We start from the raw sequence: 23,136 nt of genomic DNA on the forward strand, positions 1-23,136 counted from the left end.
CACATTTATTCTCAATCGCTGCAATCAGTTTATGAAATGGAATTTGAACAAACTTTTGATTATTCTTTTTTCCCATATCAGATTTTTGTTTCCAACCCGTGTTATACCCTACGACAATCGTATCTATATCGAATGCTTTCACTTTTTTGAACAACAAGCCTACAGTTTGTGAAATGTAACCACTTATTTGTCTTTCCCGTTTATGCCAAAGTGCAGCCATTTCATTCGTTACAACCCGTTTCGAAAGTCCATTTTCTATATTTTCCAGTTGCAGATTACGTATCATTTTGTTGAAGTACTGGTTAATAGATTTTAATTTTTTCCCATCAATTAAGAATGCATCGCCTGTATTTGTTACACAACTTAATAATCTATCGACACCTAAATCGCAACTCAAAGCGTTACTCGTCGTCGTGAATTGCTTCTTCATTTGAGAAACGTGCATCTCATATGTATAATGCACCTCAAAGAACCGACCTTTTTGCTTCGGTACAATCTCAATGTAGGAGATTTTTTTATTTCTTATGTTTCTAGGCATACGTATTTTAATGGAACCGTATTTTTTTCTGAATGCCACATTCATCGGAATCATCCAATACCCGTTATCATCTACTTTTGGAACTTGATAGATTTCAATAATTCGTTTGTCAGTTGAACGAGAATAATTCGGAAACCTAGGACGACCTGTGAATGCTTCAGGTTTTTTCTTCCACTGTTCTAACGCTTTAAAAAAGCTTTTTACTTCTGCATACAAGGCTCTACGGATTGCTTGAACAGAGTTTGATTGCATGCCCGAGTAATTCATATCGGCTTGCATGGCAGTATCGACTTCTTTTACAGTAGCCATTTTACTATGGTTCAAATAACTTTGTTTCATCGTGTACAATCCAACATTTCGCAACGCTTTTGAACTATGTGACATGCGCTGAAGTAAACGAAATTCTTTTGCAGTCAGGCAAGCTCGTCCGATATTTTGTTTCTGCGTGAATCGTTGTATATTTTCTCGTTTCTTTTGTTTACGTAATACCTTCACTGCTTTCTTTCTAGCCATTGTTTTCACCACCTTTCTTAGAGAGTTCATTAAAATTATTTCTTTTTGGGCAAGTAACCGCATGATGATTATTATTATCCAATTTCGTTATCTTAAGATATATTCCCTCCTTATCTAAGGGCAGATTGTATCGTAAGACAAAAAACAATAGAGTTCAGACTACCTTCTGACGGCAATTCATCTCCACCTGAATTGTTGGGTTTCACCCGCAACACAAATCAGATGGAGTCTTCTTGCTTAAAAGGATAAATTTGCAAATCATCTATATCATAATAATGCCCTTTGAATAATTTCCTAATTCAAAAATTCTTCGCTATCGGTTCTATAATGTCCTCTGTTAAATGTCACTCCTATTATTCTCAAAACTGACACATTATAAGTGATTTCAATCACCACATCGTTTTTCATTTATCGCTATTCTTAATTTAGATATTACATTTAAACTTTATGGAGGCATTCATATGAAACATACATTTACTGAAACTTCAATTGTTGGTGAGATTGTTACGCAATTTCCGAAAGCTAGTGATCTTTTTAAATCATATAGAATAGATTTTTGTTGTGGTGGTAATAAGCCACTTATTGATGCAATTCATGAAAGAAATTTGTCAGCTACTGAAGTAATTACAGAGTTAAATACGCTTTATCATAATACGAAACGATTAAATGAATCTGAAATTGATTGGAAAAATGCTTCTTATCTTGAATTGATTGATTATGTAATTAATAAGCATCATCGTTATTTAAATGAAGAGTTACCACAGCTAAGTCCGTATGTGACGAAAGTATTACGCGTTCATGGAGCAAATCAGCCTCATTTAGCTCAAATTCATAAGCTATTTCATGAACTTAAAATGGAGTTAGAACAGCATTTAATTAAAGAAGAAACGGAAGACTTCCCATTAATTTTAGAATTTGAACAAAATCCAACTGATGAAAACTATGCAAAGTTACGTAAAGTAGTAGATGAACTAGAAAATGAGCACAATCATGCTGGAAATATTATAAAAGAACTTCGTAAAGTGACAAATGACTTTACTCCTCCAGAAGGCGCTTGCGGTACTTATCGACTTGTCTACCAACGTCTTGAAGCTCTAGAGTCTGATTTATTTGAGCATATTCATTTAGAAAATAATATTTTATTTCCACGTGCCATTACAAAAGCATAAATCAATTGCAGGACATGAGTGTAAATACTTATGTCCTGCTTTTTCATTTTGTAAAATTATCCACATCCCCCTCACACAAACTCGAATTTTAACAATTTGTGAATCATTATAGAAATGTGATAAATATCACATCTCCCCCTTTTTTGATTTTCTATAATAGAAATATAATCCTTTGTTCAACATTTCACATAAAAGGGGAAATGAAAATGAAAAAACGTTTAGTTATGATCGGAAATGGTATGGCGGGCATACGTTGTATGGAAGAAATATTAAAACATAATAGTGGTTCATATGAGATTACTATTTTTGGAGATGAACCGCATCCAAACTACAACCGCATTATGCTCTCTCATGTTTTACAAGGCAAAACAAATATGCAAGATATCATTATGAACGAATACAGTTGGTATGAAGAAAACGAAATAACTTTGTATACAAATGAAAGAGTTCAAAGTATTAAACGAGAAGAAAAAATTATTATTACAGAAAAGAATCGTACTCTTACATATGACAAGCTCATTATAGCAACAGGTTCTAGTGCTTTTATTTTACCTGTTGAAGGTTCCACTCTTCCTGGTGTAACAGGATTTCGAACTATTGAAGATACACAATTTATGATTGATACCGCTAAAGAAAAGAAAAAGGCCGTTGTCATTGGTGGCGGGTTACTTGGTTTAGAGGCCGCAAGAGGTCTAATTGACTTAGGAATGGACGTACATGTTGTTCATTTAATGCCTAGCTTAATGGAGCAACAACTAGATACGAAAGCAGCTTCTCTTCTTCGTGAAGATTTAGAAGCGCAAGGCATGAAGTTTCTCATGGAAAAGAAAACGGTAAAAATTCTTGGTACAGACCATGTTGAGGGCATTCAATTTGAAGATGGTGAAGTTGTAGATTGTGATTTAATCGTCATGGCTGTCGGAATACGCCCAAATACGCAAATAGCAAAAGATGCTGGTTTACTTGTAAATCGAGGTATTGTAGTCAATGACTATATGCTAACAAATGATAAATCCATTTATGCAGTTGGCGAATGTGCGGAACATGATGGTATCGCATATGGACTTGTTGCTCCTCTTTATGAACAAGGTGCAATATTAGCGAAACATATAACAAATTTACAAACGAATGGATATACAGGCAGTATCGTTGGTACGCAATTAAAAGTTGCTGGTTGTAATTTATTCTCTGCTGGCCAAATTTATGAAGATGAACAGACGAAAGCAATATCAATCTTTGATGAATGTAAACGTTCCTATAAAAAAGTATTAATTCGCGACAATAAAGTCGTCGGTATCGTTTTATATGGTGACACAGCTGATGGTACACGCCTCTTTAGCATGTTAAAGAAAGAAGAAGATATAAAAGAATATACAGCCGCTTCCCTTCTTCACAAAGCTGGTGAAGAAAGTGAACTTGACGTTGCTACAATGAGTGCGGATGACACGATTTGTGGATGTAATGGTGTTACGAAAGGTACAATCGTTCATGCCATTTTAGAACAAGAATTAACTACTTTTGAAGAAGTAAAAGGCTGCACGAAAGCCGCAGGATCTTGTGGTAAATGTCGTCCGCTTGTGGAACAAGTTTTATCTCATACACTCGGAGATGCTTTTGATGCTTCTGCGCAGTCTGCTGGTATGTGTGGATGTACAACTTTATCACGTGATGAAGTCGTAGCTGCCATTCACGAGAAAGGTTTAAAATCTCCAAAAGAAGTACGAAATGTTCTTGGTTTTGTACATGAAGACGGCTGTTCAAAATGTCGTCCTGCTTTGAACTATTATTTACGAATGGCAATTCCAGAAGAATATGCAGACGATAAATCATCTCGTTTCGTTAATGAAAGGATGAACGGTAACATCCAGCACGATGGTACATTCTCTGTTATTCCACGTATGTACGGTGGTGTTACAACAGCAGATGATTTAATGAAAATCGCTGAAGTTGCGAAAAAGTACGAAGTACCTCTTGTAAAAATTACAGGTGCGAGCCGAATCGGCTTATATGGTGTTAAGAAACAAGATTTACCTAACGTATGGGCTGACTTAAACATGACTTCGGGATATGCGTATTCAAAATCGCTTCGTAATGTAAAATCATGTGTTGGTTCTCGCTTCTGCCGTTTCGGTACGAAAGATTCATTAGGACTTGGTATGTTACTTGAACAATCATTAGAAATGGTAGATACACCACATAAAATGAAGATGGGTGTAACAGGGTGTCCGCGTAACTGTGCGGAAGTATTAACGAAAGATTTTGGCGTTGTTTGTGTCGAAAATGGATACCAACTTTATATTGGCGGAAATGGTGGTACGGAAGTACGCGAAGCTGATTTTGTAATGATCGTCCCTACTGAAGATGATGTCCTTCGCATCGCTACAGCTTACATGCAATATTATCGTGAAACTGGTATTTACGGAGAGCGTACTGCCTACTGGACAGAACGTTTAGGCTTCGATCACATAAAAGAAATACTACAAGATGCAAGTATGGTTACTAAGCTAAATGAAAGTTTCCAAACAGCTCGTAGCACATATACGGAAGCTTGGGGACAAGCACTAGAAACGAAGTCATTAAAAGCGATGTATGAAGTAGAAACTGTGAACTAAGGAGCTGTGATCTATATGATACAAACGAAAGAAAAAATAAAAGTTATGTGTGCAGAAGACCTTCCTATTCAAATCGGTAAAGAGGTAAAAATGAAAGGTATGTCTATCGCCCTATTTCGCCTTTCAAATGGTGATATTCGAGCTGTAGAAAATCGTTGTCCTCATAAAAACGGACCATTAGCAGAAGGAATTGTATCTGGGGAATTCGTCTTTTGTCCACTGCATGATTGGAAAATCTCATTAATTACAGGTGAAGTTCAAAAACCTGATGACGGCTGTATCCAAACATACGAAGTAGAAGTTATTGATGGTGACATTTATTTATACATGTAATTTTCGAAAGGAAGCCTCCTCTGGCTTCCTTTTAAATAAAAATAGATGAGGTGCGATTATGAACGGATTTGTATATTTAGTTGGTGCAGGACCAGGTGATGAAGGGCTTATTACAAAGAAAGCGATAGATTGTTTAAAGCGTGCAAATATCGTTTTATATGACCGTTTATTAAACCCTTTCTTTCTTAGTTATACAAAAGAAACATGTGAACTTATTTATTGCGGAAAAATGCCAAAGAATCATATTATGCGACAAGAAATGATTCACGCCCACCTCGTTCAATTTGCGAAAGAAGGAAAAATCGTTGTCCGATTAAAAGGCGGAGATCCATCTATTTTTGGCCGTGTTGGTGAAGAAGCAGAAACTTTAGCAGCAGCGAACATTCCATATGAAATTGTACCAGGTATTACATCTAGCATCGCCGCTAGTAGTTATGCAGGTATCCCCCTCACCCACCGTAACTACAGTAATAGCGTCACTTTACTAACTGGGCATGCAAAAGGTCCTTTAACCGATCATGGAACATATAATGCATCCCACAATAGTGACACAATCGCCTACTACATGGGTATAAAAAACTTACCTACAATTTGTGAAAACTTACTACAAGCAGGAAAAAAAGACGATACGCCAGTAGCAATCATTGAATGGGGTACAACTGGAAAACAGCGCGTTGTCACAGGAACTCTTTCAACCATTGTTCCTATCGTCAAAAACGAGAATATTTCAAATCCATCTATGACAATTGTTGGTGATGTCGTTTCATTACGAGATCAAATAGCTTGGAAAGAGCGTAAACCATTACATGGTAAAAAAGTTTTATTTGCATCCGCAACGAATAAAACGAGTTTAATGAAGCAAAAGTTACAAGAAGCCGGTGCAGAAATATATCAAATTCCAACTTTCAAAAAGGTAGAATACACATTAACATTTGAACAAATCAATGAAATTTTTAATGTTGATCGCCTTGTTTTTTGTTCAGCTGAAAGTGTAGAAATATTGATGCGATCATGTAGTAAACACCAAAAAGATATTCGTTCTTTACAGGCGCAACTACAACATATGAACGTTGCTACTCAAGAAAAAATTATGCAATATGGGCTACTAAGTAAACAAGCAGAGTACTCTTCCGATACTACTGTTTATTTAGGAAGAAATATTAATCGAATTGCTTTTATACAAGAGAAAATTGGTGCCGGATCATACATGATGACTCATGCGTATACAATTGACCATCGTTTCGATGAAGTGCATTCTCGTATGCTTTCTGAATTCTCATGGGATAGTATTGTGTTTGAAGGGCGTGCCTCAATTGATACGTTTCTATCAGAAATAAAACGACTTGGCTTTAGTGATATTCTTACTCTTCCCTTCTCGTATACCGAGGCTGCAACTTTACACTATGCGAATAAAATCGGATTTCATCATGTAGATGAGCAATTACAGGACATAATTATGAAGAAAGATTTGGTGCTGCGATGAAAGCAATTGTATATGTTGGACACGGGAGTCGCCTGCAAGAAGGTAATGAACAATTCATTCACTTTATTCAATCTGTTATGAAAGAACGTAACGAAAGAATTCAAAAAATAGCTTTTCTAGAACTAACAACACCTACCATTTCAGATGCAGTTACAGAAACGATACTAGAGGGCGCAACTGAAATAATGATTGTACCTGTTTTATTATTTGCAGCAGCTCACTATAAACGTGATATTCCTTTTGAAATAGAGCAACTACAAAAGGAATATCCACAAATCACATTTGCAGTTGTACCACCCTTTAGTACACATCCACATATGGTGGAACTTGTAGTAAAAAGAATACGTGAAACGATGCCAATGCAAGGTAGTAGTATTTTACTCGTAGGACGAGGTAGCAGTGATCCACAGCCGGTACATGAGTTACAACAAATCGGAGCAGCTGTCGAACGAAAACTAGGTATGCCTGTATCGTGCTCCTTTTTAACGAAAGGAACGCCCTCTTTTACGGCTGAGCTCAAGAAGATAACATCGACTGCGTCCTATGTATACGTCATGCCGTATCTTCTCTTTACCGGATTGTTGCTTCAAAAAATTAAATTGCATACGAGAAAATATGATCACGTTACGACTTGTAACTGCCTTCAGTTTGATACATATATGAAGTTAACATTATTAGAACGAATGGAGGCATGTGTGTATGTATAACATGTACCCTCTTATGCTTAATTTAAATAAAAAAGTGGTCGTTATCATTGGTGGAGGTAAAATCGCATATCGAAAAGCGTCTGGATTAAAAGATACAGGCGCTTTCGTCACCATTATTAGCCCAGAAATTTGCGAGGAAATCAAGGAACTTCCTTTTATTACTTGGAAGCAAAAAACTTTTTCTAATGATGATATTAAAGATGCTCACCTTATTTATGCAGCTACTAATCAACATGCAATAAATATGATGATCAAACAAGCTGCCCATGATTTTCAATGGGTTAATGTTGTAAGTGATGGTACAAAATCATCGTTTCACACACCTGGTGTCATCCGACATGATGAATATGTTGTCACTATTTCAACCTCAGGTAAAGATCCATCGTTTACAAAGCGTTTGAAGCAGGAACTAATATCTATATTTCCTAAACTTATAAAAAAGCTTTCTCGTACTCACAAATAATAATCTATTTCTTAGCTAAAATAGTAATTACCTTTGGACAAACGTTTTTTAGAAGCGTTTGTTCTTTTTGTTTTGGTTCCTTTTTTGAATTAAGCCGCTTAATTATCAGGCATGGTACAATTGTAAACGACACCTAATATATCAAAGACTGTTTTCTTCTCATATCGATGAGATTTCTGTCCATCATTTATCGCCTCAAACCTATTCGTTTTTGCACGTATATTCAAAACAAAATATATGACAAATAAATAACGACAGTTACTGTAATAATGCTGAAAAGTGTTGAAAATAAAACGATTTGTGCATGTAATTCAGGCTCTATTTGATACTCCATAGCAATGGTTGATGTATTTCTTGAAGTAGGAAAAGAACTTGCAATAAATAATGATTGTGCAACAATACCATCAATGTTTAGTAGGTATATCATGGCAAGTGCTAACAATGGTCCCATCAATAATCTTCCAATTAAAGCCCATGTTATGACTCGATGGAAAAAATTAAGCTTAATGTTGGATAATTGCGCTCCTAGCAATATGAGTGCTATTGCAACAAAACTATTCGCAAGCTGATTAAGAGGTAGAAAGATAGAATTAGGTATTTGAATTGTAAACGATTGAAAGAGAATCCCTAGTACGAGCGCATGAAATACAGGCAGTCTTAGAAATGATTGAATAATACCTCCGATTGTTTTTGTTGCTGATAGTAAGTTATATATCCCATATGAATAAGTTAAAAGATTCTGGAAAATTACAATGAAAATCTGAATGGAAACCCCCACTGGATTGTGACTGAAAATCAATTGACTTACTGGTAATCCATAATTACCGGAATTCATTAACGAAATGCTATTTTTTAGAGCTGCACTTTCTCCTTTTTCTAACTTTAATGTTTTTGAAATGAAATGACTTACTAGCATTAGACTCAAACTATAAAGCATTAAATAGTACATGATCTGGAGCAACAAGCCTGTTTCTATACTAATATCATATATATTCACAAATACAGCCGCTGGCATCAAGCAATAATTAATAAGTGTAGATAGCTGCTTTAAGTTAAATTGGAACTTTCTTTGTAAGATTGCACCAATTAACATCAATATTAATATTGGTAATATTACGTCTAATATAATAAAAATAAACATTTAAAACCTCATTCTACATATATTTTAGTTGGATTAAACGCTCTCTTTTCTTTAACATATCAAATATGATTCACAAAGAAAATTATGGATTATTTATACAAATTCATAATTTTATCTTATCAACCTAAACTGTATTCTTTATTTTAAGTGTACTTTTTCACAATATCCATTAGCCTTACCCAAAAATCTGGGCCTAAAAAAATATGTAGTTTTTCTTGTTATAGATACCTCCATGCGCTATTTAATTTCAGAATCTTTGAATATATTAATATATAACTTTTAGAAAGGAGCGACTATTAATCGATTCATTAGCAATCAATAGTCATCGTTTAATTCAAAAGTTATTATTTTCATTCTCGATATATTCCGACAAAGGCAAAGTCCCTTTCTCTTACACTAGACGTGTAAGAGGCGAAGTACCTTTATCTACTCGTTCCTTTAAAGTTCCCCATTGTGGAATTCGATTTAATTTTATACATTTATCGCTTAATTTCTTTATCTGTAGGTAAAACAATTGCAGCAATTATATAAAGTAACACTGTAAATCCACTAGTAAAAAAAGCTGATAATGCAGTTACTATGCGAAGAATACTTACATCAATTCCATACTTGTCGCTTAAGCCACCTAACACACCTGAAACTTGTTTATCTTGAGTGGACTTATATAATTTTTTCATCTAAACACCCCGATCCAATTAAATATTTGTATGTTAAAAATTAGTTCGATCTTTGGAAGAAATTTAAACTTTCTTTAACTAACCTGCCCTTTAATTGAATAACATCTGATATTTATATTTTAACATAAAATTCCATTCTCCTTCTGTTTTTCATTTTAAAACCACATTATTTTAGAAAACAAACATTTGTTAAGATATCAATAAAAAACAAGTTGAAGCCTATTACTAAAAGAACCATCCCAAAATACTTCGGGACGGCTCTTTTTCTTTTTTAATGATTCTTTAACATCACTAACAGTTTTTCTTGACTATACATCCACACTGTAATGATTAAACAAGCAAGTGCGACTTCTGATAATGCCATAAATCCAATTGCATAATGACCTGTTAGTTGGAATAGTAAAGTTAAAATTAATGGCGGGAAGAACCCTCCTAGTCCGCCTAAAGCTGAAACGAGTCCATTTACAATACCAGCTTGTTCTGAGAAGTACATTGGAACGAGTTTGAAGATTGTACCATTACCAATACCTGCACAAAATGCGACTAGTAAGCAACCAAATGTATACACGTTCATACTAGGCATAAATGATAAAATAATACCAGAAAGTGTTAAACCGATAAATACGAAGATTAATATTTTAAATGGGTTAAATTTATCACCAAGCCAACCGCCAATCGGACGCATCATTGTTGCGAGTACAATGAATCCAGCAGTCCGCATACCTGCATCCACTTTCTCTAATCCGAAGTGAGATACTAAGAAGTTTGGTAAGTATACTGTAAATGCGACAAACGATCCGAATGTTAAAAAGTAAAAGATACATAGAAACCAAAGTTTTTCATTTTTATATACACCTTTTATTTGTTCCATTAATGGTGTATTCACCTTTTTCTCCTTACGATCGCCTAATAAAAAGTTCATAAGTGCAAACGCTGCAAGTAAAACTAAATAACACTGTACTGTCGTTCTCCAGCCAACTGAAGTTGCAATGACAGGTGCTAAAAACGAAGTAATTGCTGTTCCGGCGTTACCGACACCGTAAATACCATTTACAAAACCGTGACTCTCTTTAGGAAAATATTTCGGTAAAGAAGTTACGCCTACTGAGAATACGGCCCCACCGATTCCGACAAATAAACCACCAATAATTAAATCCGTCATTGAATTAGCAACACTTATATAAAAGACAGGAAATAATAATAGAATAAAACTAATAAAGAATAATTTTCTTGCTCCGAAACGATTTGTCCAATAACCAATCGGAATGCGAAGAACAGAACCTAAAATAACCGGTACTGCTGTTACCATTGAAATTTGTCCCGCAGTTAATGGAATATCCGCTTTAATATAAGGCATTAATGATGATAAAATGACCCATACCATAAAACCGATAACTAGATTAGAAGTTTGTAAACTTAATTGAAAATTTGAACTTTTCATTCTATTCCCTCCTATGTATGCATAGTTATATTCATTCCCTCCAGCCTAATCACGTCCTAACATGATTAGGCTGAAAAGAATCAACCACCACTTACTGGCGGAATCATTGCTACGACATCGCCAGTTTGAATGATGTCATCCTCATTTGCATACTCTTCATTTATAGCAACCATAATCTCACTTGAAATCGCTACGTTGTATTTCTTAATGAGTACTTCCTTTAGCTTCGCAACCGTAATATTTTCACAATCTATGTGTAATGCTGGCTTACTTACTTCTTCTTGTAAATGTGCGAATAATAGTACTTCAATCATATTCTCATCTCCTTTTCAGGCTCACCATTCTCATATGCTACATTCTCTAACTGATCACCAATCCATGATTCACCATCTTCCCAAAACTCTTTCTTCCAAATGGGAACAATTTGTTTTATACGCTCCATAATATATTCGTTCGCCTCATAGGCAGCTTTCCGGTGTGGTGTAGAAACAGCAACGACAACAGCAAGATCAGAAATCTGCAATATACCAATGCGATGTGTAATGGCGACATATGTCCTAGGCCACTTCTCTCCTACTTCGGTACCAATTTTCTCAAGCTGTTTTTCTGCCATTGTTTTATATGCTTCATACTCTAAATAAAGCGTACGACGTCCTTTCGTAAATTCTCTAACAGTACCAATGAAAGTAGTAACTGCGCCGCACTCACGACGAATTACTTTGTTTGTAACTTCCTCAATTGAAATAGGTGTATCAATCACTTCATAATACGTTTGTATCATCTTGCACCTCTTATCTTCATTTAAATTAGCAATCTATTTTTCTATTATTTGTACGATCGAAGCGCTTCTTCCCACGGCCACTCACTTCCAGCGTTTGATTCTAATAACAGTACCGAAACCGTTATTCCTGCTTCAAATCCCCTTGTTCCTCCCGGCAGAACAATAAATGCGTTCGCCTCTGCAAGTGAAGAAATTGCACTAGATTTATCTAAACCAACTGGTGTCGCTTGCAATTTTCCATCTACAATTTCCACTTTTCCTCTTACAAAACGAGTGAATGGGTTTGCTTTTGGAAAGTCTTTTTGTAAAATCGCCTCTGCACGAAATACGTGTGAATCTTTTCTATGCAAGTATGTTCGAATGACTGGCCGAACATATAATTCACAACCGATATAACAAGCAGAAGGATTACCAGATAAACCAAATAGTAGTTTTCCTTCTACCTCAGCTACAGTTGTCACACTTCCTGGTCGCATCGCTATTTTGTTAAAAAGTACATTAGCTTGCAACCTCTCATAAATGGAAGGTAAATAGTCATAGTCTCCTACCGAAACGCCACCAGTTGTAATTAAAATATCGACTTCTTTCATCGCTTTTTTTACAGTGTTATAACACGTATCTAAATCATCAGCGAATTGCCCATAATATTGCACAACTCCCCCCGCTCGTTTAATTTGAGCAGCAATCATATAGGAATTACTATTTCGAATCTTTCCTGGTTTTAATTGTTCATGTACTTCAAGCAGTTCACTCCCTGTCGTCACAATTCCAATAACCGGCTGTTTTACAACATGTACGGAACTATAACCAAACGTAGCAAGAAGCGCTGCTGCTCCAGGATTAATAACGGTCCCTTTTTTCACAAGAATGCTATTTTGTTTTACATCTTCTCCTTTAAAAGAAATGTTATCACCGGCGACGAAGGAGCGTTTTAATTTCATATAAGTCTTTTCGTTTTCTTCAAATCCTTCTGTTAGCTCTAACATAACAACTGCATCACACCCCGCTGGAATTGCCGCACCTGTCATAATACGGACAGCTTGAAATGGTTTCACTTCTTCTGCAAAAACAAAGCCTGCTCCGATTTCGCCAATCACTTCAAACCGAATTTGGTTACTGCTACTTGCTTCTTTTGTATCTTCTGCTCGAAGCGCAAATCCGTCGTACGGAGAGCGATCAAAATGCGGGACATCATGATCTGCAATAACATCTTCTCCAAGCGTTCTACCGTAGCTATCTAAAAGAGAAACCTTTTCTATTTCACCCTGGTAAGCATATTTCATTACACGCGCAACTGCTTCTGCCACTGGAATTGGTATACGTTTTTCTAACATTCTTTTTTCACCTCTTTTTAAGTAAGGAGAAACTCACTTTCTGTTCACCCTATATATTTTGCGTATAATCGTTTTGCTATTTTCACATCATTTGTCCCATGAATAAATGCCCTACCGTCTGTAAATAAAACGAAACGATATTCATCAATTAGAAATGATAGTAAGTACGGCGTTTTTTTGACATGTACGCTCTTTTGTAATCGTTTTTGAATTTCGTTTAGATTAAGAACTCTCTTTATTCCTGAACGGATTTAAACTGTATTTCGTCCGCATAACACTTCCGTTTTCATCTGCGCTTCAAATGTTAAACTTGGATACGTCCGTAAATTCCCGCAAGATGGACATGTACTTTTTTTCTGTCTATTTACTTTTAATGAGAGATATTGATTGTTCCAAATATCAAATGATAACATCGTCCCTCTTAACGACTCATAGTCATCCACCAATATTTTCATCGCATCTGTTACTTGGTGAACAACGACCATCTGTACAGCTGGCTGAATAATTCCGGCTGTATCGCATGTTGCACCGCCCATAGGATGATCCATCAGACAGCGAAAACATGGTGTTTTCCCAGGAAGAATTGTATACGTTACGCCGTAGCTTCCAATGCATCCACCGTATATCCAAGGTATATTTTCTTTTTGTGAAATGTCATTTATAAGTAGGCGCGTATCGAAATTGTCAGTCGCATCTAATATGAGACCCACATCTTTTGTTAACTCTTCTATTTCTTGTACTGTGACATCTGTTACAACTGGTACAATTTCCACTTCAGAATTAATCTTTCTTAAATGTTCTGCCGCTGCAATTGCTTTCGGTTTACACTGCTGTGCATCTTCTTCTGTATATAACTGTTGCCGCTGTAAATTACTCCATTCGACGTAGTCACGATCGGCAATTGTCAATTTCCCAATTCCCATCCTAACGAGCGCTTCCGCATTTGCAGCTCCTAGTGCACCCGCTCCGATCAGGAGCACATGCCTTTCTCTTATTTTTCTTTGTCCCATTTCACCAATTCCTGAAAACAATACTTGCCTTGCATATCGCTCTTGCATTGGGAATCCTCCTTTCGCTATCCGCCAATGTATGACATTTCAACTTTTGGACGTTTATTTGTACTTTCCGCCGTTCTTTCATCTGAATATCGATCTGTTCTAAATCTCCATGTATGTTGTAAAATTTTTAATAGTGATGCATCAGAAATATTTTCTCGAAGAAGCGTTCGCAAATCCGTTCCTTTCGTTCCAAATAGACACGTGAAAAACTTACCGTCTGCCGAAATACGCGCTCTCGTACAAGAAGAACAAAATGACTCAGATACTGAAGTAATAAACCCAACTTCTGCATCGCTCCCTACATAACGATACAATTTCGCAACTTCTCCAAAGTAACGAGGTGAAACAGGCTCAATCGGATACACGCGATTAATCTTCTCTATTAATTGTTCCTTCGTAATCACTTGTTCAAAATTCCATCCGTTTGTACTGCCTACATCCATAAATTCAATGAAACGGAGCTGAATTTCTTGTTCTTTAAAATAACGAGCCATATGAAGGATTTGACTATCATTCATTCCTTTTTTTACGACCATATTTATCTTTACTTCTAATCCAGCAGCCTTTGCTGCTTCAATTCCTTTCAGTACAGGTTTTGTATTTACATTTCTTCCGTTGATTTTTTGGAAGACGTGATCCTCTATCGCATCTAAACTAATATTTACACGCTTTAATCCTGCGTCTTTTAACGCCTTAGCTTGTTTTGCTAAATGAATTCCGTTTGTTGTGAGTCCAATATCTTTTAAGCCTTCTAGCTTTGTAAGTCTTGCGATTAATTGCGGTAAGTCTTTACGCAATAACGGTTCACCGCCAGTAAGCCTAATTTTATTGACTCCCATACTTATAAATAATCTTGCTAATCTTTCTATTTCATCGAACGTTAATAAAAACTCTTCTTGTAAAAAAGCGTAATCAGGTCCGAACACTTCAGCAGGCATACAGTACGTGCACCTGAAATTACAACGATCAATAACTGAAATACGTAAATCTTGAAGCGGTCGTTCTAATGAATCTCTCATTTTCTCGTGCATCTATATCCCTTCTTTTCTGCTGCAATCCTTAGTAAGCTTTCAATTTTTTATTTGCCTTTATTATAAAAAATAAGCTACAAATTCAATGTGACTTTTCTCACATCACTTTCCCCATTCAAAAATTCTTCACAAATCTGTTCGCATTTTGTTCACATCTTCATTCTCTCCTCCTTACGGTCATTGAAATTTCACTTTATTTTTAAAATAGCTCTTGCATTTCCAGCATATTTACACTCAAAATAGGAAATGTATTGCTTATAAGAAGAAAGGTGATTGCTGTGGCAAACAGTATGACATTATCTCAAGATTTAAAGGAATTACTTGCATCTGTTGAATATAAAATGCAGATTAAAAAGGGGAGTTTTATTTTTCAAGAAGGTATGGAAGCAACAGAACTCTATATCATCCACTCAGGAAAAGTACAAATTAGTAAACTAAGTGCTGACGGGCAAGAATTAACACTCCGTATTTGTTCGGCATACGACATTATTGGAGAATTAACATTATTCACGGACAATGCGAAGTATTTATTAAATTCAAAATGCCTTGAAGATGTTGAAGTAGGAGTAATAAAGCGTGAAACCTTAGAAAAAGCATTACTCCAAAAACCCGCACTTGTATTTGAATTTATGAAATGGATTAGTGAACATTTAAGAAGAATGCAAACGAAGTTCCGAGATTTAGTATTACACGGCAAAAAAGGTGCCCTGTATTCTACTCTCATTCGAATGACAAATAGTTATGGTGTGTTAAAAGAAAATGGGATTCTTATCGATTTACCTTTAACGAATCAAGAACTTGCTAATTTCTGTGCGACTTCACGTGAAAGCGTAAATCGAATGTTAAATGAATTAAAAAAGCAAGGTACACTTTCTATCCATAAAGGAAAGATTACAATCCACGATTTACAATTTTTAAAACGTGAAATTGCTTGTGAAGATTGCTCTGCTTCTGTTTGTAGCATTGATTAGCATCTTATTTAGGTACTTATACTTATAAAGAGAGCCGAGGTCTCCAATTAGATCTCAGCTTTCTTTATAAGTTACTAAACATATAAAACAAAATTATTTTTTCAATTCATTTGGAATACGTCTTCTGTAAATCACATAACTACGGCTTAAGTATTTAATTGGGGCACTAAAAACATGTACTAGTCTAGTAAATGGCCATACTGCGAATAGACCCATACCTGCAATTATATGAATTTTAAACCATACCGGTACTTCCGTCATATACTCAACTTTCGGTTGGAAAATAAAGAGACTTCGGAACCAAGGACCGATCGTTGTACGGTAATCAAACCCTTTTGAGTCGATGTTTAAAAATGTTGAAGAAAGTCCTGCCAGCATTACGATCAGTAATAAAATAAGCGCAATATAATCTCCCTTTGTACTCGTTGCAATGATACGTTTTACTGTTACGCGGCGGTACGTTAATATAATTAAACCGATGATAGAAGCAATACCTGCCGGAAGTCCGAAACTAATTGCCATTGTGTGATACATATGCTCAGAAATACCTATTGAACGATATACAGCTTCTGGAATTAAAACCCCCATAACATGACCGCCAATTACGAACATGATCCCAAAGTGGAATAATAGACTTCCGATCCGGAGCATTTTCTTTTCTAATAGTTCACTAGATTTTGATGTCCATCCAAATTGATCATAGTTGTATCTGAAAATATGTCCACCGATAAAGATTGCAAAAATGATATAGGGAAACAATACCCATAGAAATTGATCCATCATTTTGACAACTCTCCTTTCTAATTTGTCTGTACACCCCATGTATCGATAGCAAGTAGAACAGCCGCAAGAATTGGTTCATACATACTACCTGCTTCTTTTAACTGAACGTGTAATGCTTGTATGTTCTCCTTGTATTTACTCATAATTGCTTCACTGTCTTGTTGATTTGCATTTGCAAAAAACTCTAGTAAAAGTGGTAAATAATCAGGTAGTTCTTTATCTGTTACTTCAAAACCAGATTTTTTATAATGCTGCTTTAACTCTAGTAATTCAATACCTCTTTCTCTTTGTTCACCGGTGTTCATATACGTTAAATACATATTAGTCTTTTTACCAAAATCAAATGTATATACGTAACTATCAATGAGTTGATCGTTCGTTTTATTTAGTACTTGTTCTATAAATGTTGTAAGTGAAGCTTTAACTTCGTCCTGTTCAATCGCTTCAACCTCTTCTTGTAATTCAGTTAAAGCTTCTCTCCACCCGATTTCTGGGTAGGAGAGAAGGAATGAAGAACATGAAAAAGCAGTTTGTAAACTTTGTTTCATATTTTTCCGCCCCCATTATTTAAGAAATTGTCATACAAGAACCTGGGCCACCTGCGAAGGATAAACCACAGCTTCCTTGTTCGTTATATAAATCTGCAACTTGTTCGCGGTGAGACGTTGGGATTACGAAGCGATCTTTATATTTGGCAATCGCAAGAAGACGATACATATCTTCTACATCCTGTTTCGTTAAACCGAGTTCTTTTAATACAGCTTCATTTGGTTCTTTATTAATTTGAAGTGCTCTCATATGCGTTCGCATTACAGCCATTTTTTTCAATGTAAGACGAATATGTGACTCATCTCCTGCAGTAAGTAAATTCGCTAAATATTGAATTGGAATACGCATATTATCAATAGCAGGGAAAACCTCTTCTGCTTGCCAGTTACTACCTTTCCCCTCCACCATATTCATAATTGGGCTAAGCGGCGGGATATACCAAACCATTGGCATCGTGCGATACTCTGGATGAAGAGGTAGAGCGATTTTCCAATCGATAATCATTTTATAGATTGGTGACTGTTGTGCCGCTTTTATCCATTCTTCAGGAATCCCTTGTTTTTTCGCTTCAGCTGCTACTTCTGGATCATTTGGATTTAGGAAAACAGTAAGCTGAGATTCATATAAATCTTTTTCATCTTCAACAGACGCCGCTTCTTTTACTTTGTCAGCGTCATATAGCATTACCCCAATATATCGAATACGTCCTACACATGTTTCCGAACAAATTGTTGGCATCCCCGCTTCAATACGTGGGAAGCACATTGTGCATTTTTCAGCTTTATTTGTTTGCCAGTTAAAATACACTTTTTTATACGGACAAGAAGATACGCAAAATCTCCAAGCACGACATGCATTTTGATCCACAAGAACAATCCCGTCTTCTTCACGTTTATACATCGCACCAGATGGACAAGAAGATACGCAAGATGGATTCATACAATGTTCGCATATGCGTGGTAAATACATCATAAAGACATTTTCAAAATCCGTTTTAATTTCTTCTTCCATTTTCTTTACGTTCGGGTCTTGCAATCCTGTTATATGTCCGCCTGCTAAATCATCTTCCCAGTTTGGACCCCATTCAATTTTGTCGATAAATTCACCTGTAATTGCTGATTTCGGACGAGCAACTGGTTGATGCTTACGCTGCGGGCTATTTGTTAACGTTTCATAATCATAGTTCCAAGGTTCAAAGTAATCATCAATGGTTGGTTGATCTGGATTGTGGAAAATATTCATAAGGCGCTTCATTTTCGAACCGGATTTCAGCTGAATTTCACCATTTTTCAATTCCCAGCCGCCTTTATATTTCTCTTGATCTTCCCATTGCTTTGGATAACCAATTCCCGGTTTCGTTTCTACATTATTGAAATACATATATTCAGCACCTGGACGATTTGTCCAGGTGTTTTTGCACGTTACACTACAAGTATGGCAGCCGATGCATTTATCTAGGTTCATTACCATTCCGACTTGTGCTTTAATCTTCAAGCCAATCTACCTCCTTCAGTTTGCGAATTACAACGTTTAAGTCACGCTGGTTACCAGTCGGACCATAGTAGTTAAATCCATAGCTTAATTGGCCATATCCACCAATCATATGCGTTGGTTTCACATGAATACGGGTTGGACTATTATGCGTTCCTCCGCGGGTGCTTGTTAATTTCGTACCAGGCACGTTAATGTGACGATCTTGTGCATGGTGCATAAATGCCATCCCCCTCGGTATACGGTGCGTTACAACAGCACGCGCTACAACAACTCCGTTACGGTTAAAGCACTCGATCCAATCATTATCTGCAACACCAGCTTCTTCAGCGTCCTCTTTATTCATCCAAACAGTTGGACCACCTCTAAACAGCGTTAACATCGGTAATGAATCGAAATACATACTATGAATTGACCACTTATTATGCGGTGTTAAATAGTTTAATGTAATCTCTTTCCCTTCTACTTCCGGCCGTGATTTACGGAACGGTTTATGTTGCAGAATTGGCTTAAATGTTGCCATCGTTTCACCAAATTCTTTCATCATGTCATGATCTAAGTAGAACGATTGTCGACCGGTTATCGTTCTCCAAGGTATGAGACGTTCCACATTTGTTGTAAATGGCGAGTAACGGCGTCCACCTTTTTCTGAACCTGTAAAGGCTGGAGAAGTAATTACTGTTTTTGGCTGCGCTGTAATTTGTTCAAATGTGAAGCATTCTTCTTCACGTTCTTCTGCTAAATCACGTAGTTTTAAATCCGTTTGTTTTTCAAGTGCTTCCCATGCTTTTACAGCCATATGACCGTTTGTTGTAGAAGAAAGTGTTAATACCGCTTCAGCAGCATTGATTGCTTCTTTTATGTCTGGACAACCTTTCGCAATAGAATCCGTTCGAACGACTCCTAATCGGCTCTTTAATTGCTCATATTCTTTTTCTGCAGACCAAGAAATCCCTTTCGTACCAATCGGTTGTTTTCCGGTATTCGGTCCTAGCGCAGTCATTTTGTCATAAATCGTTTTATAATCCCTTTCGACAACATGAATTTGTGGCATCGTTTTACCTGGGATCGGTTCACACTCACCTTTGCTCCAATCTTTAATCTTGCCAAGTGGTTGCGCTAATTCTTGTGGTGTATCGTGAAGAAGTGGTGTTGCAACAACTTCTTTCATTGGTTCAAGATCGATTTTCTTCGCTAAATCAGACACAGCTTTAGAAAGAGAAGTGAAAATGTCCCAGTCAGAGCGTGCTTCCCACGGTGAACCGATTGCTGGATTAAATGGATGTACAAATGGATGCATATCTGTACTACTTAAATCATGCTTTTCATACCAAGTTGAAGCAGGTAAGACGATATCAGAATAAAGCGCTGTTCCAGCCATACGGAAATCTAAATTAATAAGTAAATCTAACTTCCCTTCTGGTGCTTCTTCATGCCACTTAATTTCTTCTGGTCGTAACGAATCACTATCGTCATTCATTAATCCGTTCGTTGTACCTAATAAATGTTTTAAGAAATATTCATGTCCTTTACCAGAACTTGAAATTAAGTTTGCACGCCATACGAATAAGTTGCGCGGGAAGTTATTTTTATTATCAGGATCTTCAATCGCAAATTTCAGTTCTTTATCTTTTAATTTTTGTGCAACGTATTTTCCGATTTCTTCTTGCGTTGTTGCACCAGAAGCAACAGCTTCTTTATATAATTCAACCCCATTTTTCTCGAATGTCGGATACGAAGGTAACCAGCCAAGTCGCGCTGCTAATACGTTGTAATCACCGTGATGTTGATAACGAGAGTTGCCTTCCACTGGTGATGCTAAATGTCCAACTGGTGTATCTTCATAGCGCCATTGATCTGTTACGAAATAGAAGAAAGATGTACCGTTTTGTAATTTTGGTGGCCCTTGCCAATCTTTTGCCATCGCGATTGTTTGCCATCCTTCTGCTGGTCGTAATTTTTCTTGACCAACATAATGCGCCCAACCACCGCCGTTTACACCTTGTGCCCCAACGAGAAGAACAAGATTTAAAACGGCGCGATAAATCGTATCAGAGTTAAACCAATGGTTAATACCCGCTCCGACAATAATCATTGAGCGACCATTCGTATCAACAGCATTTTGTGCGAACTCACGAGCGATTTGAATAATAAGCTCACGTTTTACTCCTGTCATTTTCTCTTGCCATGCAGGTGTAAACGGTACGTCATCATTGAAGTCTTTCGGCTCTTGCCCGCCAAGCCCTCGGTTCACGCCGTAATTTGCTAACGTTAAGTCATATACAGTCGTAACGAACACTTCGCCTTCTTCTGTCATAACTTTTTTCACTGGAATTGTACGTTCTAATATTGTATTTCCATCATCAGAGAAGTACGGAATTTGCACCGTTTCAACAGCATCTTCCATTCCAAGTAAAGAAAGACGTGGATCAATCTTTTCACCTGTTTCTTCATCTTCTAAACGTAAGTTCCATTTCTTTTCGTTATCCCAACGTAACCCCATTGTGCCGTGAGGTGTTGCAAAATCATTCGTATTCTCGTTCCAAAGTACAGGTTTCCATTCTCCTAACTTCGTTTCGCGTCCAATATCAGAAGCATTTAAGAAACGATCAGCAACGTATTGATCTCCTTTTTGTTTCAATGTGACAAAGAAAGGAAAATCAGTATATTGCTTCGCATACTTTGTGAAGTATTCCACTTGATTATCTACATAAAATTCTTGTAAGATTACGTGCCCCATTGCCATCGCAAGTGCACCATCTGTACCTTGTTTCACACTAATCCAATCATCCGCAAACTTTGTAGATTCAGCGAAGTCAGGACTGACAGAAACGACTTTCGTTCCTTTATATCGAACCTCTGCTAAAAAGTGTGCATCTGGTGTTCTCGTCATCGGTACATTTGAACCCCATGTCATAATGTAACCAGAGTTATACCAGTCACTACTTTCTGGTACATCTGTTTGATCGCCCCAAATTTGCGGAGAAGCTGGTGGTAAATCTGCATACCAATCATAGAAGCTAAGCATCGGTCCACCCATAAGTTGCATAAAGCGGCTACCAGCTGCATGACTTAACATCGACATTGCTGGAATTGGTGAGAAACCGACATTTCGGTCTGGACCGTATTTCATTACTGTGTATAGTAATGACGCTGAAACGAGTTGTAACACTTCATCCCAATTCGCACGAATGAATCCCCCTTTACCACGCGCCTGCTTATACGTACGTGCTTTTTCAGGGTTTTCCACAATGCTTTTCCAAGCATCTAATGGTGACTCGTTATTTTGTAACTCCTCTTGCCACATACTCCAAAGAACACCACGTACATACGGATATTTCACACGAAGTGGACTGTAAATATACCAAGAAAAACTTGCTCCACGTGGACATCCTCGCGGTTCAAAATCAGGCATATCAGGACCTGTAGTCGGATAATTAAGCTCTTGCCCTTCCCAAGTTACAATTCCATCTTTCACATATATATTCCAACTACATGAACCAGTACAGTTTACGCCGTGTGTAGAACGTATTACTTTATCATGCTGCCAACGCTTTCTGTACACATTCTCCCATTCGCGATCTTCATATGTTTCTTGTGTATAGTTATCGTTATAACGATCTATTGGTGAAAAATATTTTAAACGTCTCATTAGTGCTGAAGGTTTCTTCTTCATACTGTTCACTCCTTTAATACGTCTCTCTTACATACCCTTACTATAAAAGAGGTTGTAAAATACAGATGTGACATTTCGCACAGTTCAAGAGATTGTCAAAAATTCAGTAGAAAATAAGTTTGTGAGAAAATCTTTTATTCCCTTGTAAAAGTTTATGGTTTATCTAAATTATTAGGAGAATAGTATTTTGAGGTATCGACTATTTTGCAAAAGAAAAAACGCAGGAGAAATTCCTACGTTTTTCTTTATAAATATATGAAAAAGAGTTTTGATATTATTTCAAAACTGCCATAAGGGAAATATCCTAAATTGAATGCAAGGAATTTTTTCTTCACGATATTATTTTATATCAAGACATATTTCACATAAAACTAGAAATCATTAT

General features: G+C 36.6%; 19 protein-coding genes and 1 pseudogene. 7 read left to right on the forward strand and 13 right to left on the reverse strand.

The window, feature by feature from the left end; all coding sequences use genetic code 11:
- A partial coding sequence (locus F8162_RS24080) for an RNA-guided endonuclease TnpB family protein (RefSeq protein WP_225990180.1) occupies window positions 1-1,051 on the reverse strand: 1,051 nt, incomplete at its 3' end.
- A gap of 461 nt (window positions 1,052-1,512) precedes the next feature.
- Between F8162_RS24080 and ric the strand changes: the two genes are divergently transcribed.
- The 6 genes from ric (at window position 1,513) to F8162_RS24115 (ending at window position 7,818) form a co-directional block, all read left to right on the forward strand.
- Window positions 1,513-2,220: an iron-sulfur cluster repair di-iron protein gene (ric, locus tag F8162_RS24090; protein ID WP_151630628.1), complete on the forward strand. Its 708-nt coding sequence runs from the start codon at window positions 1,513-1,515 to the stop codon at window positions 2,218-2,220.
- Between the two features lie 206 nt (window positions 2,221-2,426).
- Complete coding sequence (gene nirB, locus F8162_RS24095; protein ID WP_151630629.1) at window positions 2,427-4,832, forward strand: NADPH-nitrite reductase large subunit; 2,406 nt, start codon at window positions 2,427-2,429, stop codon at window positions 4,830-4,832.
- 15 nt (window positions 4,833-4,847) lie between these two features.
- Complete coding sequence (gene nirD, locus F8162_RS24100; RefSeq protein WP_151630630.1) at window positions 4,848-5,165, forward strand: nitrite reductase small subunit NirD; 318 nt, start codon at window positions 4,848-4,850, stop codon at window positions 5,163-5,165.
- A 58-nt stretch (window positions 5,166-5,223) separates the two neighbouring features.
- Window positions 5,224-6,648: a uroporphyrin-III C-methyltransferase gene (locus F8162_RS24105; RefSeq protein ID WP_151630631.1), complete on the forward strand. Its 1,425-nt coding sequence runs from the start codon at window positions 5,224-5,226 to the stop codon at window positions 6,646-6,648.
- Complete coding sequence (locus F8162_RS24110) at window positions 6,645-7,355, forward strand: sirohydrochlorin chelatase (protein WP_151630632.1); 711 nt, start codon at window positions 6,645-6,647, stop codon at window positions 7,353-7,355. Before F8162_RS24105 ends, F8162_RS24110 begins: the two co-directional genes overlap by 4 nt.
- Window positions 7,348-7,818, forward strand: a complete 471-nt coding sequence (locus F8162_RS24115) for a precorrin-2 dehydrogenase (RefSeq protein WP_151630633.1) — start codon at window positions 7,348-7,350, stop codon at window positions 7,816-7,818. The genes F8162_RS24110 and F8162_RS24115 overlap by 8 nt, the downstream gene beginning before the upstream one ends.
- Window positions 7,819-8,041: 223 nt before the next feature.
- On the opposite strand, the gene F8162_RS24120 is transcribed toward F8162_RS24115, so the two are convergent.
- The 8 genes and pseudogenes from F8162_RS24120 to moaA all read right to left on the reverse strand — a co-directional run bounded on the left by F8162_RS24120 (window position 8,042) and on the right by moaA (window position 15,281).
- Window positions 8,042-8,959, reverse strand: a complete 918-nt coding sequence (locus tag F8162_RS24120) for an AEC family transporter (protein ID WP_151630634.1) — start codon at window positions 8,957-8,959, stop codon at window positions 8,042-8,044.
- 479 nt (window positions 8,960-9,438) lie between these two features.
- The gene (locus tag F8162_RS24125) at window positions 9,439-9,636 is read right to left on the reverse strand and encodes a PspC domain-containing protein (protein ID WP_064473971.1); all 198 of its coding nucleotides are present in this window, start codon (window positions 9,634-9,636) and stop codon (window positions 9,439-9,441) included.
- Between the two features lie 271 nt (window positions 9,637-9,907).
- Complete coding sequence (narK, locus tag F8162_RS24130; RefSeq protein ID WP_151630635.1) at window positions 9,908-11,077, reverse strand: nitrate transporter NarK; 1,170 nt, start codon at window positions 11,075-11,077, stop codon at window positions 9,908-9,910.
- 80 nt (window positions 11,078-11,157) lie between these two features.
- Window positions 11,158-11,391, reverse strand: coding sequence for a molybdopterin converting factor subunit 1 (moaD, locus tag F8162_RS24135; protein WP_151630636.1), 234 nt, complete (start codon window positions 11,389-11,391; stop codon window positions 11,158-11,160).
- The gene (locus F8162_RS24140; protein ID WP_151630637.1) at window positions 11,388-11,858 is read right to left on the reverse strand and encodes a molybdenum cofactor biosynthesis protein MoaE; all 471 of its coding nucleotides are present in this window, start codon (window positions 11,856-11,858) and stop codon (window positions 11,388-11,390) included. Before F8162_RS24140 ends, moaD begins: the two co-directional genes overlap by 4 nt.
- Before the next feature lie 44 nt (window positions 11,859-11,902).
- Window positions 11,903-13,192, reverse strand: a complete 1,290-nt coding sequence (gene glp, locus F8162_RS24145; protein ID WP_151630638.1) for a gephyrin-like molybdotransferase Glp — start codon at window positions 13,190-13,192, stop codon at window positions 11,903-11,905.
- A gap of 44 nt (window positions 13,193-13,236) precedes the next feature.
- Window positions 13,237-14,250, reverse strand: a pseudogene (locus F8162_RS24150) (molybdopterin-synthase adenylyltransferase MoeB).
- A gap of 17 nt (window positions 14,251-14,267) precedes the next feature.
- A complete protein-coding gene (gene moaA, locus F8162_RS24155; protein ID WP_151630639.1) occupies window positions 14,268-15,281 on the reverse strand; it encodes a GTP 3',8-cyclase MoaA in 1,014 nt (337 codons plus the stop codon).
- 278 nt (window positions 15,282-15,559) lie between these two features.
- Between moaA and F8162_RS24160 the strand changes: the two genes are divergently transcribed.
- On the forward strand, window positions 15,560-16,252 hold the full coding sequence (locus F8162_RS24160) for a Crp/Fnr family transcriptional regulator (protein ID WP_151630640.1): 693 nt from the start codon (window positions 15,560-15,562) through the stop codon (window positions 16,250-16,252).
- Window positions 16,253-16,345: 93 nt separating this feature from the next.
- On the opposite strand, the gene narI is transcribed toward F8162_RS24160, so the two are convergent.
- The 4 genes from narI to F8162_RS24180 are packed head-to-tail and all read right to left on the reverse strand — an operon-like array spanning window position 16,346 to window position 22,751.
- Window positions 16,346-17,035, reverse strand: a complete 690-nt coding sequence (narI, locus tag F8162_RS24165) for a respiratory nitrate reductase subunit gamma (protein ID WP_151630641.1) — start codon at window positions 17,033-17,035, stop codon at window positions 16,346-16,348.
- A 17-nt stretch (window positions 17,036-17,052) separates the two neighbouring features.
- A complete protein-coding gene (gene narJ / locus F8162_RS24170) occupies window positions 17,053-17,583 on the reverse strand; it encodes a nitrate reductase molybdenum cofactor assembly chaperone (protein WP_151630642.1) in 531 nt (176 codons plus the stop codon).
- A gap of 19 nt (window positions 17,584-17,602) precedes the next feature.
- Window positions 17,603-19,078 carry a nitrate reductase subunit beta gene (gene narH / locus F8162_RS24175; protein WP_151630643.1) on the reverse strand — a complete coding sequence of 492 codons (1,476 nt, stop codon included), beginning with the start codon at window positions 19,076-19,078 and terminating at the stop codon, window positions 17,603-17,605.
- Window positions 19,068-22,751: a nitrate reductase subunit alpha gene (locus F8162_RS24180; protein WP_151630644.1), complete on the reverse strand. Its 3,684-nt coding sequence runs from the start codon at window positions 22,749-22,751 to the stop codon at window positions 19,068-19,070. The genes narH and F8162_RS24180 overlap by 11 nt, the downstream gene beginning before the upstream one ends.
- Window positions 22,752-23,136: the final 385 nt, after the last annotated feature.

The organism is Bacillus sp. CH140a_4T (assembly GCF_008923725.1).
GTDB lineage: Bacteria > Bacillota > Bacilli > Bacillales > Bacillaceae_G > Bacillus_A.